17 protein-coding genes are annotated in these 18,394 nt (G+C 28.6%); 16 read left to right on the forward strand and 1 reads right to left on the reverse strand.

Annotated elements, in window-relative coordinates:
- The first annotated feature begins 105 nt into the window (after positions 1-105).
- The 6 genes from hpt (at position 106) to TVTCOM_RS05375 (ending at position 4,551) form a co-directional block, all read left to right on the forward strand.
- Positions 106-630, forward strand: a complete 525-nt coding sequence (gene hpt, locus TVTCOM_RS05350; protein WP_434798815.1) for a hypoxanthine phosphoribosyltransferase — start codon at positions 106-108, stop codon at positions 628-630.
- Between the two features lie 176 nt (positions 631-806).
- Positions 807-1,727: a phosphatase PAP2 family protein gene (locus tag TVTCOM_RS05355; RefSeq protein ID WP_434798816.1), complete on the forward strand. Its 921-nt coding sequence runs from the start codon at positions 807-809 to the stop codon at positions 1,725-1,727.
- A gap of 30 nt (positions 1,728-1,757) precedes the next feature.
- Positions 1,758-2,984 carry an NAD(P)/FAD-dependent oxidoreductase gene (locus tag TVTCOM_RS05360; RefSeq protein WP_434798817.1) on the forward strand — a complete coding sequence of 409 codons (1,227 nt, stop codon included), beginning with the start codon at positions 1,758-1,760 and terminating at the stop codon, positions 2,982-2,984.
- Between the two features lie 90 nt (positions 2,985-3,074).
- The gene (locus tag TVTCOM_RS05365; protein ID WP_434798818.1) at positions 3,075-3,293 is read left to right on the forward strand and encodes a small, acid-soluble spore protein, alpha/beta type; all 219 of its coding nucleotides are present in this window, start codon (positions 3,075-3,077) and stop codon (positions 3,291-3,293) included.
- A gap of 403 nt (positions 3,294-3,696) precedes the next feature.
- Positions 3,697-4,305 carry a manganese efflux pump MntP gene (locus TVTCOM_RS05370; protein WP_434798819.1) on the forward strand — a complete coding sequence of 203 codons (609 nt, stop codon included), beginning with the start codon at positions 3,697-3,699 and terminating at the stop codon, positions 4,303-4,305.
- A 75-nt stretch (positions 4,306-4,380) separates the two neighbouring features.
- The gene (locus TVTCOM_RS05375; RefSeq protein ID WP_434798820.1) at positions 4,381-4,551 is read left to right on the forward strand and encodes a hypothetical protein; all 171 of its coding nucleotides are present in this window, start codon (positions 4,381-4,383) and stop codon (positions 4,549-4,551) included.
- A gap of 55 nt (positions 4,552-4,606) precedes the next feature.
- Here the strand turns inward: TVTCOM_RS05375 and TVTCOM_RS05380 are convergent, their stop codons facing one another.
- Positions 4,607-5,083: a hypothetical protein gene (locus TVTCOM_RS05380; RefSeq protein ID WP_434798821.1), complete on the reverse strand. Its 477-nt coding sequence runs from the start codon at positions 5,081-5,083 to the stop codon at positions 4,607-4,609.
- A gap of 208 nt (positions 5,084-5,291) precedes the next feature.
- Between TVTCOM_RS05380 and TVTCOM_RS05385 the strand changes: the two genes are divergently transcribed.
- The 10 genes from TVTCOM_RS05385 to nifJ all read left to right on the forward strand — a co-directional run bounded on the left by TVTCOM_RS05385 (position 5,292) and on the right by nifJ (position 18,250).
- Positions 5,292-5,597 (forward strand): DUF1540 domain-containing protein, encoded by a 306-nt coding sequence (locus TVTCOM_RS05385; protein WP_434798822.1) that lies wholly within the window; start codon positions 5,292-5,294, stop codon positions 5,595-5,597.
- Between the two features lie 175 nt (positions 5,598-5,772).
- Positions 5,773-6,249 (forward strand): hypothetical protein, encoded by a 477-nt coding sequence (locus tag TVTCOM_RS05390; protein WP_434798823.1) that lies wholly within the window; start codon positions 5,773-5,775, stop codon positions 6,247-6,249.
- A gap of 266 nt (positions 6,250-6,515) precedes the next feature.
- Positions 6,516-8,282 carry a GAF domain-containing SpoIIE family protein phosphatase gene (locus TVTCOM_RS05395; RefSeq protein WP_434798824.1) on the forward strand — a complete coding sequence of 589 codons (1,767 nt, stop codon included), beginning with the start codon at positions 6,516-6,518 and terminating at the stop codon, positions 8,280-8,282.
- 8 nt (positions 8,283-8,290) lie between these two features.
- Complete coding sequence (locus tag TVTCOM_RS05400; RefSeq protein ID WP_434798825.1) at positions 8,291-8,893, forward strand: flavodoxin family protein; 603 nt, start codon at positions 8,291-8,293, stop codon at positions 8,891-8,893.
- Between the two features lie 134 nt (positions 8,894-9,027).
- A complete protein-coding gene (gene aroC / locus TVTCOM_RS05405; RefSeq protein WP_434798826.1) occupies positions 9,028-10,197 on the forward strand; it encodes a chorismate synthase in 1,170 nt (389 codons plus the stop codon).
- Entirely contained in the window at positions 10,185-11,291 is a 1,107-nt protein-coding gene (gene aroB / locus TVTCOM_RS05410) for a 3-dehydroquinate synthase (RefSeq protein ID WP_434798827.1), read from the forward strand. The genes aroC and aroB overlap by 13 nt, the downstream gene beginning before the upstream one ends.
- Positions 11,284-12,549: a 3-phosphoshikimate 1-carboxyvinyltransferase gene (gene aroA, locus TVTCOM_RS05415; protein ID WP_434798828.1), complete on the forward strand. Its 1,266-nt coding sequence runs from the start codon at positions 11,284-11,286 to the stop codon at positions 12,547-12,549. The genes aroB and aroA overlap by 8 nt, the downstream gene beginning before the upstream one ends.
- A 101-nt stretch (positions 12,550-12,650) precedes the next feature.
- The gene (locus tag TVTCOM_RS05420) at positions 12,651-13,214 is read left to right on the forward strand and encodes a phosphate propanoyltransferase (RefSeq protein WP_434798829.1); all 564 of its coding nucleotides are present in this window, start codon (positions 12,651-12,653) and stop codon (positions 13,212-13,214) included.
- Between the two features lie 456 nt (positions 13,215-13,670).
- Positions 13,671-14,345 carry a deoxyribose-phosphate aldolase gene (gene deoC / locus TVTCOM_RS05425; protein WP_434798830.1) on the forward strand — a complete coding sequence of 225 codons (675 nt, stop codon included), beginning with the start codon at positions 13,671-13,673 and terminating at the stop codon, positions 14,343-14,345.
- 371 nt (positions 14,346-14,716) lie between these two features.
- Positions 14,717-18,250, forward strand: coding sequence for a pyruvate:ferredoxin (flavodoxin) oxidoreductase (gene nifJ, locus TVTCOM_RS05430; protein ID WP_434798831.1), 3,534 nt, complete (start codon positions 14,717-14,719; stop codon positions 18,248-18,250).
- The last annotated feature ends 144 nt before the right edge of the window (positions 18,251-18,394 follow it).

Below are 18,394 nucleotides of genomic sequence, written 5' to 3' on the forward strand. Positions count from 1 at the left end.
TGAAATATATAACAAAAAATGCAAGATAAAACACGAATGAAAATGTTTGAAAAAGGTAAAATATATGTTATAATGAATATGATTCATCATTACTGGGAGGAAATTATGTATAAATTAAATGGAGTTATGTACTCAGCGGAAGAAATAAAAAATAAAGTTAAAGAACTAGCAAATCAAATAGAAAAAGATTATGCTGGAGAAGAGTTACTAGTAGTTGGAATACTAAAAGGTGCTAGTGTTTTTTGTGCTGACTTAATAAGAGAGATAAATTTAGATGTAAGAATGGACTTTATGGTTGTTTCAAGCTATGGAACAGCAACTGCTTCATCAGGTACAGTTAAAATAATAAAAGATTTAGATGTAGATATAGAAAATAAAAATGTATTAATAGTTGAAGATATAATTGATTCAGGTTTAACTTTAAGTTCTTTAGTTGCTGCTTTAAAAACTAGAAAACCAAAATCATTAAAACTTTGTACATTATTAGACAAACCAGAAAGAAGAACATCAGATATTAAAGTTGATTATGTAGGATATATAATTGAAGATAAATTTATAGTTGGATATGGGATAGATTACGCTGAAAAATATAGAAATCTTCCTTATATAGGTATTGTTGAAGATATATAAGAACATAATAAAAAAGGAGTATAAGAGTGAATCTTATACTCCTTTTAACATATTGCAAAATATAAATTATAAGAAAATAACAAAATATTATATTTATTGTCAAAAAATATATATTTATTTTTAAAAATTATGTAAAATAGAAAAAGAGGAAGTATTTTATTGAAAGGTGGTAAATTATGGGATCACAGCTGGACATATTAATGTATTTACAAAGTATAAGAAATGAGTTACTTACAAGTATATTTACATTCTTTACTATATGCACAGAAGTGCCAGTAATAACTGTATTAACAGGGGTAATATATTGGTGTATAAATAAAAAAGTAGGGCAAAGAATTTTATTTTCTCTTTGCGGAAGTTTAAATATAAATGCAGGGGTTAAAAATTTTGTTAAAATGCCAAGACCTATAGGAACAAAAGGATTAGAATCATTAAGAATCGAAACTGCACCAGGTTATTCTTTTCCTAGTGCACATACGCAAACTGCTACAACTTTCTGGACTTCTATAATGTATTTATTTAGAAAAGCATGGATATACATTATAGGAATATTAATGATTATTGGAGCAGGAATATCAAGATTATACTTAGGTGTTCATTGGCCAATGGACGTAATTGTTGCATGGGGATTTGGTATAGTTTTAAGTATATTATTTATAAAATTGTTTGACTATATAGATGATAGTAAAAACTACTATATATTAGTTGTATTAATGTTAATATTTGGAGTTTGTACATATTTTATTGGTGGAGAAGATTTATACAAAATGTTTGGTCTTTACACAGGTTTTGCTCTAGGTTATATGGTAGAAGATACTTTTATTAACTTTGGTACAGAAAATGAGACTAGAAAAAAGAATATATTTGCAAAGAAAACTTCAAAAGATGAAGGTTTAGGCAAAAAAATACTTAGATTTATAGTAGGGATAATATCATTATTAGCAGTTTATGTATTGTTTAATTATGTGGAAGATACTTTAATAGTTAATAAAGCGGAAGAAATAATTAATATTATCAAATATTTGAAATATACACTTGTAGTATTTTGGGGTGTTGCAGGTGCTCCAGCATTATTTAAATTATTTAAGTTAGCATAAATTTCCCTATTTATAAGGAAGGATGATTATTTGAAAACGGTAGTAGTAATAGGCGGAGGACCGGCTGGAATGATGGCAGCATCAACTGCAGTGGATAATGGAGCCAGTGTTATACTTTTAGAAAAACAACATAAATTAGGAAGAAAGCTTTTAATTACAGGAAAGGGAAGATGTAATATTACTAATGATTGTGATGTGGAAGAATTAATAGAAAATGTACCTACAAACGGTAAATTTTTATATAGTGCCTTCTATACATTTACAAACTATGATGCAATAACTATGTTTAATTCTCTTGGACTTGCAACTAAAACTGAAAGAGGAAAAAGAGTATTCCCAGAAAGTGATAAAGCCCTAGACGTAGTAAAAGCTTTAGAAAAACAAGTTAAAGATAAAAAAGTGAAAATTATATTAAACGCTAAGGTTAATAAAATCATAGCAAAAGATAATAAAATAGAAAAAGTCATTTATAACAATAATGAAGTAATAAAATGTGACAGTGTAATACTAGCTACAGGAGGCATGAGCTATCCTCTTACTGGATCTACAGGAGATGGATATAAGTTTGCACAGTCTTTAGGACATACAATAATAAGTCCAAAACCTTCTTTAATTGGTATTGAAGTACAAGAACATTTTGTTAAAGATTTAGAAAAATTAGCCCTTAGAAATGTGGCTATCACTGTTATTAATAGTAAAAATAAAACAATATATGATGACTTTGGAGAATTAGAATTTACAAAATACGGTCTAGATGGACCTATAATAAAATCTGCTAGTTGTAGAATGAAAGATACTAGTAAAGAAAATTACAAAATTATTCTTGATTTAAAACCAGCACTAGATGAGGAAAAGTTAGATAAAAGAATTATTAAAGATTTTGCAAAGTATACAAATAAAAACTTTGAAAATTCGTTAGATGATTTATTACCTAAAAAACTTATACCAATAATAATTGAATTAAGTGAAATACCTAGGCACTTAAAAGTAAATCAAATATCTAAAAAACAAAGATTGGATTTAGTTCATCTATTAAAAAATCTTACTTTTACTGTTAAGAGATATAGACCAATAGAAGAAGCTATAGTAACTTCTGGTGGAATTAAAGTAAGTGAGATTAATGCCAGTACAATGGAATCTAAAATTATAAAAAATCTTTTTTTTGCAGGAGAAATTATAGATGTGGATGCATATACTGGAGGATTTAATCTACAAATAGCTTATTCAACAGCTTATTTAGCTGGAATCAATTGTTAAAAAATTTGTCAAAAATTGCATACATGTTAAATCTCAATTGTAACATAATATTACTAGAAACAAATATTAAAAAAGGAAAGAGGTAATAACATGACAACTAGCAATAATAATACAAAGGCTGTTCCAGAAGCAAAAGCTGCTTTAAATCAAATGAAATTAGAAATAGCAAGTGAACTTGGTATGTCTAACTATCAACAAGTTGATAAAGGTAATCTTACAGCTAGAGAAAATGGCTATGTAGGTGGATACATGACTAAAAAACTTGTTGAAATGGCAGAACAACAAATGGCTGGAAAAGGCCAACAATAATTAGAAAATAAAAAATAACATATAGCTAAAAGTAGAAGTAAGTATAAAGGAATAAACTCCTTTTTACTTACTTCTTTATTTTGATATTAACATATATATTATAAAAATTGTTTAAAATAGAAAATAAGGGTAATATTGACTAACGAAAGAAAATATATTAAAATAAATAAATACTTTGATAAGGGAGTAGTTGGCACTAATATTATAGTGTAATAAAGTCAACATACTGATAGTTATACTATCTGGCTTTGTTTTGAATGATGAGACTTATCTATAGCTAAGGCTATAGGTGGGTCTTTTTTAGTTGGCCAAGACATCTAGTTGGCGACATGAGCAAAGGGAATTTTGGGAAGAATATATCAAAGTAGAATGAAATTTTAATAAATGGAAGGAAGGAAAAAATATGGGATTAATTGAGTTATTCATATTATCAGTAGGACTTTCTATGGATGCTTTTGCAGTATCTATTTGCAAAGGGTTATCTCTCAAAAAGGTAAGTTTAAAAGAATGTTCAAAGGTTGGTCTATACTTCGGAGGATTTCAGGGTGGAATGCCTCTTATTGGATTTATTTTAGGAATACAATTTAAGGACTATATAACTAGCATAGATCATTGGATAGCATTTATTTTATTATCATTTATAGGAATAAACATGATAAGAGAGTCTATGGAAAAGGATGAAGATGGTGGAATTGTAGATTTAACAGAAGCTGCTGTAGGTGAGGAAGAAGTAAATCAACTTGGATTCAAAAATATGGTTATCCTTGCTATTGCCACTAGTATAGATGCTCTTGCAGTAGGTATAACATTTGCATTTTTGCAAGTAGATATTATACCAGCTGTGTCATTTATCGCAATAGTTACTTTTGTTTTATCTGCTATAGGTGTTAAAATAGGAAATGTTTTTGGAACAAAGTACAAATCAAAAGCAGAATTTGCTGGAGGTGCTATTTTAATATTAATAGGCATGAAAATTTTATTGGAACACTTAGATATTTTTCCATTTGTATAGAAAAGTAAATAAAAACACATGTCTTGGTTAAAATAACTCTAGATGTAAAATATTAAATACATAAGGAGTGTTATTATGGCAGCAGTAGATTTTGATAAAATTAAACAAGCTTTTATTGATTCAGATGTGGATGGAAAAATAAGAATATATACTACTACACAAGGATTAAGTGTAGAACAGTTTAGAGAATTATTAAGATATTATCCAATTCAACATTTATCGAAGCTAGAAAAAGCTATGGGATAAATAAAAGTTATAATTTTAAAAGCACTACTAAAAACATGATTAGTAGTGCTTTTTTTTAACTAGGACTAGTTTTTCGTATGTAATTATAAATTCGTTCATTTCCTAACTCTATATTCCCTGTTTCAATATATTGAATTATATTATCCATATCATTACCATTTAAATATTGTAGGGGAATGACTAAATCATAGCCTTCATCATGTAAAAGATTTTTAAGTTTTAGATTTTGAGAAATATTAGGTGGTGAGACTTTTTTCTTTTCTTTTTTTCTTTTGCGACAAGTTGCTAAGTTTTCATTTTGCATGTCAATAAGAGTATTTATGTATTCTATATAAGAAGACTTAAAATCTTCTTCGTTTAATAGATCTTCGCTTAATAGATGATTTATATAATCATCGCATAAAATGTTTTGTGCAAACTTATCGGCAGTTAATTTACCAGTAACTATTCCCTTTTGGTATTTTCTCAAAATGCTTTTGGTGTGACTATAAATCTTATTACGTGTTTCTAAGTCTAATTCTCTTATCTCCATAAGGGATCACTCCTATTTTTATAATAAGTTCTTATATTTTATTGTTGCCAAATTTGGAATTTGCATACTTTCTGTCAGAAAATTAAGATATATAAAGACTTAGATTAAAATATTTCATTGGAATGTAAAGTAAATTCTATTAAAGAAGATATAATTATATTTTTAAATTTGCACATAATAAAGTAGATAACTTTAGGAGGTGTAATTTATGGAAAATGGAAATTTAAAATGTAATGCTACTAACTGCGTTCATAATGAAAGCCATGAATGTAGAGCAGGAGCAATAAATGTTGCAGGACGTGAAGCAGTTACAACTAGTGAAACAGGCTGTAGCACTTTTGTTGATGAAGCAAACGGTGGATTTACTAATAGTGCAGATGGTGGATATACAAATCCACAAAATATTAAATGTGAAGCTCGTAATTGCAAATATAATGAAAATAAATATTGTACAGCAGATGACGTTAGAATTAATGCAAATGATGCATCTTGCGAAACTTTTATACAAGAATAACATAATATTGACAAAACTTAATACTTACAATAAAAAAGCCCTTTTAGGGCTTTTTTATTTATAAGTATATTATCATAAGACTTGCAGACAAATTATTATTTAAGTTTCAAAGTATACAAATTCAAAATTTTACCAATAATAAAAACAAAATATGAAGTAACAAGGAAGTGAAGTTATGATAAATAGTATAATTAAATTATTTTACTCAGAAGTGGTAAAAACTAAAATGAGTAATATGCCAAATAAAGATTATGAACTTAGAAAAGGATGTAAAGAATTTAGAAATATTACATTAAAAATAGACAGTTATTTATTTAAAGGATTAAAAATAATTTTAGCACTGTTCATACTTTATTTATCTTTTAATGTTAAGATGCTTCTTGGAGTAGGAGTATTATTAGTAGAGGTAACTTATTTAGTTTATAAAGTTAGTTATGAAAAGCAAGTAAAGGAAGCAATTGAAAGTGTAAAAAATAATATAGAAATATCTACAAATAACTTAATAAATGAAAATGGTAAGAGAGGAATTAACTTATTAGTTACTCTTCTAATTATAAGTTTACTTACAGGATTTAATTATTTTATAGGTATAAGTTTTGTAATTGTTTTTATATATACGATTAGAAATATATACGAAGGATTTAGACAATAAAAAATATAATGACAACTTTATAAATAAATCTGTGAATAGAGATTATGAAAAAACAATTATTTTAATTTTGGGTATACATGGAAAATGAATATACCCCTTTTTTTGTGTGTAAATAGATTTTTAGACCTACTATGTGAAGAAGAATGAAATCATGAAGATTTAGATTATATTAAGAATAAGGTGATTTATCTATATAAATAAATAATATTATGTTACAATTAATTTTAGAAAAAAGGAAATCTTATATGAGGGAAGGGTGTATGCTTATGACCAATATTAATATGAAAATGAAAAATTTAGTAGAGATATCTTCCTTAGTTACAGAGTCTACTAATTTTTTTGATATAAAGGACAAAATAGTAGAAAAAATGCTTGAAGTGGTTTTTCCTAGAAAAGCTTGTGTCAACTTATTCTATAATAATGATTATAAGAATGCTTACTTAGTATGTTCAAATAGCTTAGAATACATAAGAGAAACTTTTAAACCTGATGACGCTAAAGGTGTAAAGTTTGATTTTTATGAAGATTATCCTGATTATATTCATGATGCAGTAGAATTTAAGAAAATAATTTATATACAAAACGTCTTTGATGATGAAAGAGCTATAAAGGAAAGAGATTTAGCAAAGCATGAGAAATATACAGGAAGAATTGTATTTCCTTTAATATATAATAAAAAAGTAGTAGGATTTATGACTTGTTTCTTAGATGAAGAGGATATTTTAAAAAGTGAGGATATAGATTTTGTTTCTTCTATTGCATCTTTAATTGCTTTGTCTATAGAAATAACAGAAAAAAATAGTCAAAAAAATTTTGTAATAGATAAACTTAGAAGTTCTTTAGAATTAATAAGTGAAGCTACGAGAAAACTATATCAAAATAAAAATATAGACGAATTCTTAGTACATTTAAGTGATATAGCAAAGAAAACTACAAAAAGTCGAGATGCAGTTATATTAATAGATAAGAATAATTGGAAAACTAAAATATTTAGGTCTTATTGCAAGCTGGATGAAAAAGATTCCAGTATGGAAGACATAGTTAATTTGCTTTTATCAAAAAATGTTCAAGGTAAATATGTAAATGATAGACAAAAAGCAAAAGAAATAAATTTAAATGTGGATACGTATATCTTTTATAAATTATCTAATGAATCCCAGTCTATAGGTGTAATTTTATGTATTGATGGAAAAAAATACGAAGATGATGATTTAAATATATTAAGTATATTATCAAAACAGGTCACAGTTGCTATGCAACTTTATGATTATAGTGAAAAAAACATAAAGCATAAGTTAATTGCCAAAGAATTAAATATTCTTAATAAGCAACAAAAGCTTATAATGAATGATAGTAAGATGGAATGTAACAATGAGAAAGAGTTGGAATTTTATCACAAGCCAGCAACAGTTGTAGGTGGAGATTTTTACTATGCACACAAAATTGATGATAAAAGAGTAGCTTTTATTATTGCAGATGTTATGGGCCATGGTATTGTGGCAAACTATATGGTTGCTATGATTAAAGGAGCTTTCAAAACATTATGTTATCAATACAAGACACCTGGGGAGATAGCAACTCATTTAAATAAAATACTATATGATGAGTTTGATAAAATGGGTGTATTTGCTACAGCTTTAATAAATGTATTTGATACGCAAAGGAATATACTATCTGTTTCTAATGCAGGACATTACAGTCCTATAATTATTGATGAAAATGATGAAGTTGTGGAAAGTCTTAACTGTAAAAAAGGAATTCCTATAGGAGTATTGCCTGATGGTGAGTATCATAGTAATACATTTAGCATAGAAAACTATCCTATGGTATTTATGTTCACAGATGGGACTTTAGAAATTAAGAATCATGACAAAGAAGAATTTGGACTAGATAGACTTAAGTGCTTTGTAAAAAACAACTATAAAAATAATAAAAATAAAATTGTAGAAAATCTTAAAAAAGAAACAGAAAAGTTTACTGGAAATGATAATTTTGATGATGATATTTTAATTCTAATGTTAAAAAATATTTAGGAGGAATTATGGATAAACAAGGTAAAATTTTAATTATTAACGGTAGTCCAAGAAGAAGTAAAAACTGTAGTAAAATAATTGAAAGCATAACTAAAAAGTTAGAAGAAAACAAACTTAACTATGAAGTATTAAATATTTATAAAATGAACATAGACTATTGTACAGCTTGTGGATACTGCGAAAGAACTGGAAAATGTATTATAAAAGATGACATGACCCCACTATATGAAGCTTTTGATAAATCTATTGGAACTATTGTAGTAAGTCCTATGTTTTTCCAAAGTATTTCTACAAAGGTAAAAACATTAGTAGATAGAACTCAAGTATTTTACTCAAGTAAATATGTACTAAAAAAACCTTCTATTGATGTAAAAAAAGAACGTAGAGGAATGTTTATAGCTGTAGGAGGTCAACCTGAATATGAAAATCAATTTTTAGGTGGACAGCTTGTAATGGATTTATTCTTTAAATGTATAAATACTAAATTAATTTCAAATGTTTATATGAGTAATAGTGATGAAGTACAATTTAGTGAAAATAAGGTATTTCAAGAAGCGTTAAATGAAGCGGTGATAAATTATATAAAAGAAATAAACGAAAATTTGTATTAGTAAAGTTATTAATATAAAAAGACTAGCTATAAATTATGAATAATAGCTAGTCTTTTTTATGTAAAAGTAATATGTCTTTTTTTGATTTATTTTGATAAACTAATAAAATAAGTAAAAAAGATAAGGAGAAGTATATGCTTAGATATTTAACAAGTGGAGAATCTCACGGACAAAGCTTAATAACTATTGTTGATGGGATACCATCGAATATAGAACTTAATATAGAAGAAATAAATGAAGAATTAAGGAAACGCCAAGGAGGATATGGCCGTGGTGGTAGAATGAAAATAGAAAAAGACAAAATTAATATAATAGGAGGCGTTAGAGGAAAGAAAACTATTGGAGCTCCTCTTTCTTTTGAAATAAAAAATAAGGATTTTGAAAACTGGATAAAATATATGTCCCCTATGGAAGAGATAAATGAACAAGAAAAAATAGTGGAAAATGTAAGACCAGGACATGCTGATTTAGTAGGTTGTTTAAAATATGATTTTCATGATGCTAGAAATGTATTAGAAAGATCTTCAGCAAGAGAAACTGCATCAAGGGTTGCAGTAGGAGCTATTTGTAAACAATTTCTTAAAAATTTTAACATAGAGTTTGTATCTCATGTGGTACAAATTGGACAAATAAAAGATGACAAAATTTATGAATTTAATTATATTAAAGATAATGTGGATAATAGTGAAATAAGATGTGTAAACCAAGCTTTAGAAGAAAAAATAAAAAATAAAATAGATGAGTGTAAAAAAGAAGGAGATACTTTAGGTGGAATAATAGAAGTTAGAGTAAAAAACTTAATACCAGGCCTTGGCTCTTATACTCATTTTGATAAAAAAATAGATGCACATTTAGCCATGCATTTGATGGGAACACAAGCAATAAAAGGTGTGGAAATAGGACTGGGCTTTGAAGCATCTAGCCTTGTGGGTTCAAAAGTTATGGATGAAATCTTCTATAATGAAGAAGAGGGAATAATAAGAAATAGCAATAATTTAGGTGGAATAGAAGGTGGAATGACAACAGGAGATGAAATAATCATAAGATGTGCAATGAAGCCTATACCAACTTTATATAAACCTCTAGATACTATAAATATAAATACATTGGAAAAATATAAAGCCAGTGTTGAACGCTCAGATTCATGTGCAGTGCCTGCTTGTTCCGTGGTATGTGAAAATGTTGTGGCTTTTGTGATTTGTAAATTTTTCTTAGATAAAATAGGAGGCGACTCTTTAGAAGATTTAAAAAGTAATTACAATTCTTATATAAAAAGGTTAGGTGATAGAGGATGGAAAAAATAATCAATAATACTTGCAAAATATACGTTGATGAGGGATATAGAAATTTTCAAAAAAGTCTATGTGAAGCCTGTAATGTGGAGTCAGTAGAAGAATTAAATAAAATTTATGATGCTTATTTTGTAATGTGTGATTACAATACATACAATACTCAACTAGATGAAATGATGAAACACTTAAAGGGAAAGTACGTTTATGAATATATAGTAAACCCTGGTGAAGATTCAAAATCCCTAGAAGATTACGAAAGAATAATGAATTATTGTATAAAAGTAAATTTAAGTAGAAAATCTTTAGTAATAGCTTTAGGAGGAGGAGTAGTTGGAGACTTAGGCGGTTTTGTGGCAGCCACATATATGAGAGGAATAGATGTGGTACAAATACCAACTACCTTACTATCTCAAGTAGATTCTTCCATAGGAGGAAAAACAGGAATAAACTTAGGTAATAGTAAAAACATAATTGGAGCTTTTCACCAGCCTAAGATTACATATATAAATGTGGAAGCATTAAAAACTTTACCAGAAGAAGACTATTTAAGTGGAATGGGTGAAGTAATAAAATATGCTTTTATAGAAGGTAATGTTTGTGAAGAAAAAATGGACTTTTTAAATTTCTTGCTAGAAAATCACGAAGATATTTTAGATAGAAAAACTTCAACCTTATTAAAAATGGTGAAAACTTGTGCACAAGTTAAAGGAAATGTGGTAGATAAGGATGAAAAAGAAGGAAGTCTTAGAAAAATATTAAACCTTGGACATACTTTTGGACATGGAATAGAAAAATTATGTCATATAAGTCATGGAAAAGCTGTTTCTATTGGAATGAACATGGCATTTAAATTATCTCTTGAAAAAGATCTAATAAATAAAGAATACTACAATCAATTTATAAATGTATGTGAAAAATTTAATTTACCTACTACTTTTGAATATGAAAATGTTGATGAAGTATTTAATATAATGAAAAATGATAAGAAAAATAGCTTCTTTAAAATAAACCTTGTACTTCCAGTAAGTAAAGGAAAGGTTGAAGTATTTGACAATATAGAAGAAGAACTTATTTTAAAAGTTATAAAGGAGTGCAATAATGCTTAAGGGCAGTTTTGAGTTAATTGGAGACAAATCCATATCACACAGGGCAATTATGTTTTCTTCTATTTCAAAAGGAAAAAATAAAATAAGCAACTTCCTTATGGGACAAGATTGTTTATCTACTGTAAAGTGCTTTAGAAAAATGGGTGTAGATATTGAAATAAATAATAATGAAGTGTATGTAAGTGGAAAAGGTCTAAGAGGATTAAAATCATTAGAAGATAATCTACTTTTAGATGTGGGAAATTCAGGTACAACAATAAGGCTTATGATGGGAATTCTTGCAGGTCAAAATTTTAAAACTACAATTGTTGGAGATGAGTCCATAGGAAAAAGACCTATGAAAAGAGTTACAGATCCACTAAGACAAATGGGAGCTATTATAAGTGGAAAAGAGGATGCAAACTTAACACCTATAACTATAGAAGGTGGAAATTTAACTCATATAAATTATCATATGCCTGTATCTTCAGCTCAAGTAAAATCATCATTAATTTTAGCAAGTTTATATGGAGATAATACAAGTTTTATTCATGAAAAAGTGAGAAGTAGAAATCACACAGAAATAATGCTTAAATCTTTTGGAGCAGATATTGAAGTAAATGACTTAAATATAAAAATAAATCCTGTGGAAGAATTATTTAATAAAGATATTTATGTACCAGGAGACATATCTTCGGCGGCGTTTATAATGGTAGGAGCTTTAATAAGTGAAAACTCAGAAGTATTAATAAGAAATGTAGGTTTAAATGATACAAGAGTGGGAATTATAGAAGTGATAAAAAGAATGAATGGAAATATTGAAGTAGTATATGAAGAGGAAATATGTGGTGAAAAAGTTGGAAATATTTTAGTTAAATACAGTCCTCATTTAATAGGAACTACCATAGATAAAGAATTAATTCCAACATTAATAGACGAAATTCCCATAATTGCAGTTTTAGCAACTAGAGCAGAAGGAGATACTATTATAAAAGATGCATCAGAATTAAAAGTAAAAGAAAGTAATAGAATAAAATCTGTTGTGAACAATCTAAACTTAATAGGAGCTAAAGCTATTGAGTTAGAAGATGGAATGATAATAAAAGGAAAAACTTCTTTACAAGGTGGTAAAATACAAACGTTTAATGATCACAGAATAGCCATGTCATTTTCCATTGCAAATTTAATTAGTAATAATGAAATTATTTTAGATAGTGACAAATGTATTGATATTTCTTTTCCAGGTTACTTCGATTTGTTGAAGAATTTATCAAAATAATCAATATGGTTTGATTTTACGTAGGAATTTATGTATAATTGAATTGCAGATAATAATTAGAAATAATTATATACAAGAAAATTTTTGGGAGGTTATATTTCATGAAATTACCAATAGCATTATCAAATAAACATATACATTTAAGCCAAGCTGATGTTGAAACTTTATTCGGAGCAGGATATGAATTAACTCATAAAAAGGATTTATCTCAACCAGGACAATACGCTTGTGAAGAAATGGTAGAAGTAGTAGGACTAAAAGGATCAACTAAAATGAGAGTTTTAGGACCAACAAGACCAGAATCTCAAGTAGAAGTATCTTTAGCAGATGCTAGAGGATTAGGTTTAGCTGTTCCAGTTAGACAATCAGGAGATGTTGAAGGAACTCCAGGATGTAAATTAGTAGGACCAAAAGGTGAAGTTGAATTAGGAAGAGGAGTTATTGTAGCTTCTAGACATATACATATGAGCTTAGAAGATGCTGAAAAATTCGGAGTTAAAGATAAAGATATAGTTTCAGTTCAAACTCAAGGAGAAAGAGCACTTTTATTCAACAACGTATTAGTTAGAGCTAATGCTTCTTTCGCATTAGAAATGCACGTTGACTTAGAAGAAGGAAATGCTGCAGGAGTTAAAAACGGAGAATTAGTAGAATTAGTGAAATAATTATCAAATATTAAATAATGAAAAAGGTATGTATTTTTATACATATCTTTTTTTTATTAATAAAAATAAAATTTTATTTTTATAAAATATTTAGATATAAAATTGTTTAAACTAATTAAAATGAATAGTCGTTAAAATTAAATTCAATATTTTTATATTTAACCTGTAAAATATTTTTAAAAATTAAATAATTAAACAGCGAAACGATTTCATTTTACTCTAAATACTTTATTTTCATTTATTGTGAAAAACATACCTTCTTTTTTAAAGAAAAAAATAATTATATGTAAATATAATTATGAAAATAAAGGAAACTCTTCTTTAAAAAAGGAATTATATGTGCTAACATAATAATGAAAGTATATTTATTAACAGCAAAATACATGGTAATGGAATAATACATATTTACCATGTATATAGGAAATATTACATAATATATAAAGGAGTTATATGATAATGAAACAAAATATTGCTAATATGATTGATCACACAGTACTTAAAGCTTTTTCAAGCAAAGAAGATGTTATAAAGGTTTGTAAAGAAGCTAAAGAACATGGATTCTTTTCGGTTTGTATAAACCCAACACATATAGAACTTGCTAAGAAAGAATTAGAAGGAAGTAAAGTAAAAGTTTGTACAGTAATAGGCTTCCCTTTAGGTGCAAATACTAGTGAAGTAAAAGCTTTCGAGACGAAAGATGCTATAGCAAAAGGTGCTCATGAAGTAGATATGGTTATAAATATAGGTGCATTAAAAGACAAAAACTATGATCTAGTTTATAAAGATATCAAAGCAGTAGTAGATGCAGCTAATAAAGAAGCATTAGTAAAAGTAATAATAGAGACTTGCTATTTAACTGATGAGGAAAAGAAAATAGCATGTGAGTTATCAGTTAAAGCTGGAACAGATTATGTTAAAACATCAACTGGATTTGGAACTGGCGGATCAACTCCTGAAGATATAAAATTAATGAGAGATGTAGTTGGACCAAATGTTGGTGTTAAAGCATCTGGAGGCGTTAGAACTACAGAAGACGCTATGAAAGTTATAGATGCTGGAGCGTCTAGAATAGGAGCGAGTGCTTCTATATCTATAGCTACTGGAGAAAAAACAGATACTATAGGATACTAAAACGATTAGCTAGAGTTTATCTATTAACAAAACATTAAAGGTATATGACAATAATTAAAGCTAAAAGTATGTTATCAGGAAATTTTAACCAATAAAAAATAATATGATTTAATTTGTTATTTTATGGGTAATGTATTAAATGTGACTTTAAAAAAATAATTTTGTGTTAAAAATTATTTTTTTATTTTGAATTTTAAAAATTGTCAGAATTATGAAGGACTTTAGATTATTATGCAGAATATTGTTAATAAATGTAAAAAGTGTTTTATAAAACAGACTAGTACTTATAGAGTTGATACAATTAATAGTTTTATAAACATATAAATATAAATTGTATAGCATTTAGGGTAAAATTAAGGAGGAAACATAAAATGGCTAAATTTATGAAAACAGTTGATGGAAATACAGCTGCTGCTCATGTTGCGTATGCATTTACAGAAGTTGCTGCTATATATCCAATAACACCATCATCAACTATGGCTGAATTAGTTGACGAATGGGCATCTCAAGGAAGAAAAAACGTCTTTGGACAAAAAGTAAAGGTAGTTGAAATGCAATCTGAAGCAGGAGCTGCTGGAGCATTCCACGGTTCATTACAAGGTGGAGCTTTAACTTCAACATTTACTGCTTCTCAAGGCTTATTATTAATGATACCAAATATGTATAAATGTGCTGGTGAATTATTACCAGGAGTATTCCATGTTACTGCTCGTGCACTAGCATCTCAAGCGTTATCAATATTTGGAGATCATCAAGACGTTATGGCTGCAAGACAAACAGGCGTTGTTATGCTTGCTTCTGGTTCAGTTCAAGAAGTTGCTGATATAGCTCCAGTTGCGCATATGTCTGCAATAGAAGGTTCTTTACCATTCTTACATTTCTTTGATGGATTTAGAACTTCACATGAAATTCAAAAAGTTGAATTAATGGATAATGAAGAGTATGAACAATTATTAGACAAAGATGCTGTTCAAGCATTTAGAGATAAAGCATTATCTCCAAATCACCCTGTAACTAGAGGTACAGCTCAAAACCCTGATATATACTTCCAAACAAGAGAAATTTCAAACAAATACTATAATGATATAGTAGGAATAGTTGAAAAAAATATGGCAAGAATGAGCGAAATAACAGGAAGAAAACATAGCTTATTTGATTACTATGGAGCAGAAGATGCTAAACATGTAGTTGTTGCTATGGGTTCTGTTACAGAAGCTTTAGAAGAAACTATAGATTTCTTAAATGCTAAAGGTGAAAAACTTGGTATGATAAAAGTTCACTTATTCAGACCATTCTCAGCTGAACATTTCTTAGCAGCAATGCCGAGTACTGTTGAAAGAGTATGTGTTCTTGATAGAACTAAAGAACCAGGTGCTCCAGGTGAACCATTATACTTAGACGTAGTAAATATACTTGCTAAATCGGATATATCTCCATTAGTAGTAGGTGGAAGATACGGACTTGGATCAAAAGATACAACTCCAACTGATTTACATGCAGTATTTGAAAACTTAAATACAGAAGAACCTAAAAATGGATTTACTATAGGTATAGTAGATGATGTAACAAATACATCTTTACCAAAAGCAGAACCAATTAAAATAAAAGCTCCAGGAACAGTTAGATGTAAATTCTGGGGATTAGGATCAGATGGTACTGTTGGTGCTAATAAACAAGCAATAAAAATAATAGGTGACCACACTGATAAATATGCTCAAGCATACTTTGACTATGATTCTAAAAAATCTGGTGGTATAACAATGTCTCACTTAAGATTTGGTGATACTCCAATCAGATCTACATATCTTTTAGATGAATCTGATTACATTGCTTGTCATAACCAATCATATGTATTTAAATATGATTTATTAAAAGGACTTAGAAAAGGTGGTACATTCGTACTTAACACTATATGGGATCAAGAAGGCTTAGAAGCTCATCTTCCTGCAGAAATGAAAAAATATATAGCAGAAAATGAAATAGAATTCTATACAATAAATGCTGTTAAAATAGGTCAAGAAATAGGTCTTGGAAATAGAATAAACATGATATGTCAATCTGCATTCTTTAAATTAGCTGATATAATACCAGTTGATGATGCTGTTAAATATCTAAAGGATTCTATAGTAAAGGCTTATGGTAAAAAAGGTGAAAAAATAGTTAACATGAACTACCAAGCTGTTGATGCAGGTATAAACTCATTAGTTAAAGTAGAGGTTCCAGCTTCTTGGGCAAATGCTACTGATGATGAAGCAGCAACAACTTGTGAAGAACCTGCTTTCATAAAAGATATATTAAGACCAATGAGTGCACAAAAAGGTAATGATTTACCAGTAAGTACATTCTTAGGATATGAAGATGGTACATTCCCATGTGGTACTGCAGCTTATGAAAAACGTGGTATAGCTGTAAATGTCCCAGAATGGATTACAGAAAACTGTATACAATGTAATAGATGTTCATTCATATGTCCTCATGCTTGTATAAGACCAGTTCTTGTAACAGAAGAAGAATTAGCTAATGCTCCAGAGGCATTCAAAACTAAGAAAGCTACAGGTAAAGGACTTGAAGGATTACAATACAGAATACAAGTATCTCCAATGGACTGTACAGGATGTGGAAACTGTGCTGATGTATGTCCAGCTAAAGAAAAAGCTTTAGTTATGAAACCTCTTGATACTCAAGAAGTAGAAGTTGAAAATTGGGCTTATGCAGTTGATACTGATAAAGTTGCACCAAAAGGTGATGTAATGAACGTAAACTCTGTTAAAGGTTCTCAATTTAGACAACCATTAATGGAATTCTCAGGAGCTTGTGCTGGATGTGGTGAAACTGCATACATCAAACTAGTAACTCAATTATTTGGAGATAGAATGATGATATCTAATGCTACTGGATGTTCTTCTATTTGGGGAGGATCTGCTCCATCAACTCCATATACTTGCAACCACGAAGGTAAAGGTCCATCTTGGGCAAACTCATTATTCGAGGATAATGCTGAGTATGGATTAGGTATGCATTTAGCTGTTGAACAAATAAGAGCTAAATTAATTGAAGATATACAAATACTTGCTGCTAATCCTTGCTGTGAAGAAGGTGGAACAGTATTTAATAACTGGTTAGAAGCTAAAGATAACAGTGAAGCTTCTGTTGTAGCAAGCAAAGCTGTTGTTGAATTAATAAATAAAGCTGAACCAAAAGATGAAGAAACTAAAGCATTAATCGAATCTGTTAAATCAAGACAAGATTACTTAGCTAAGAGATCTCAATGGATACTTGGTGGAGACGGTTGGGCTTATGATATAGGATACGGCGGACTTGATCATGTTCTTGCATCAGGAGAAAATGTAAATGTTCTTGTATTCGATACAGAAATTTACTCAAATACTGGTGGTCAATCTTCTAAATCTACTCCAATTGCTGCTATGGCTAAATTTGCTGCTTCTGGTAAGAGATCTAGAAAGAAAGACCTTGGTATGATGGCTATGAGTTATGGAAATGTATACGTTGCTCAAGTTGCTATAGGTGCTGATTACAATCAATTTGTTAAAGCAGTTGTAGAAGCAGAAGCTTATGATGGTCCATCTCTAATCATATGTTATGCTCCATGTATATCTCATGGATTAAAAGAAGGTATGGGAAGAAGTGTAGCTAACGAAGAACAAGCTGTTAAAGCTGGATACTGGCATTTATACAGACATAACCCAACTCTTAGAGCTGAAGGTAAGAATCCATTCTCACTTGACTCTAAAGAGCCAACAGAAAGCTTCAGAGATTTCTTAATGAAACAAGTAAGATATTCTGCTATAGCTAAACAATTCCCAGAAGAAGCAGAACAATTATTCACAATGGCTGAAGAATCTGCTAAAGATAGATTAGATAGCTACAAAAGATTAGCTGACTAATATGAATTTAAAATTTAATTAATTAGTATAAAAGAAATGGTGGATTATTTTAATCCACCATTTTTGTTGAAAATTATTAAAAAGTAAATTTATAAATTTTAAATAATACAATATTGTAAGATTATACAAATAAAAACTAACATG

Origin of the sequence: Terrisporobacter vanillatitrophus, assembly GCF_051148895.1 — a bacterium.
Classification (GTDB): domain Bacteria; phylum Bacillota; class Clostridia; order Peptostreptococcales; family Peptostreptococcaceae; genus Terrisporobacter; species Terrisporobacter vanillatitrophus.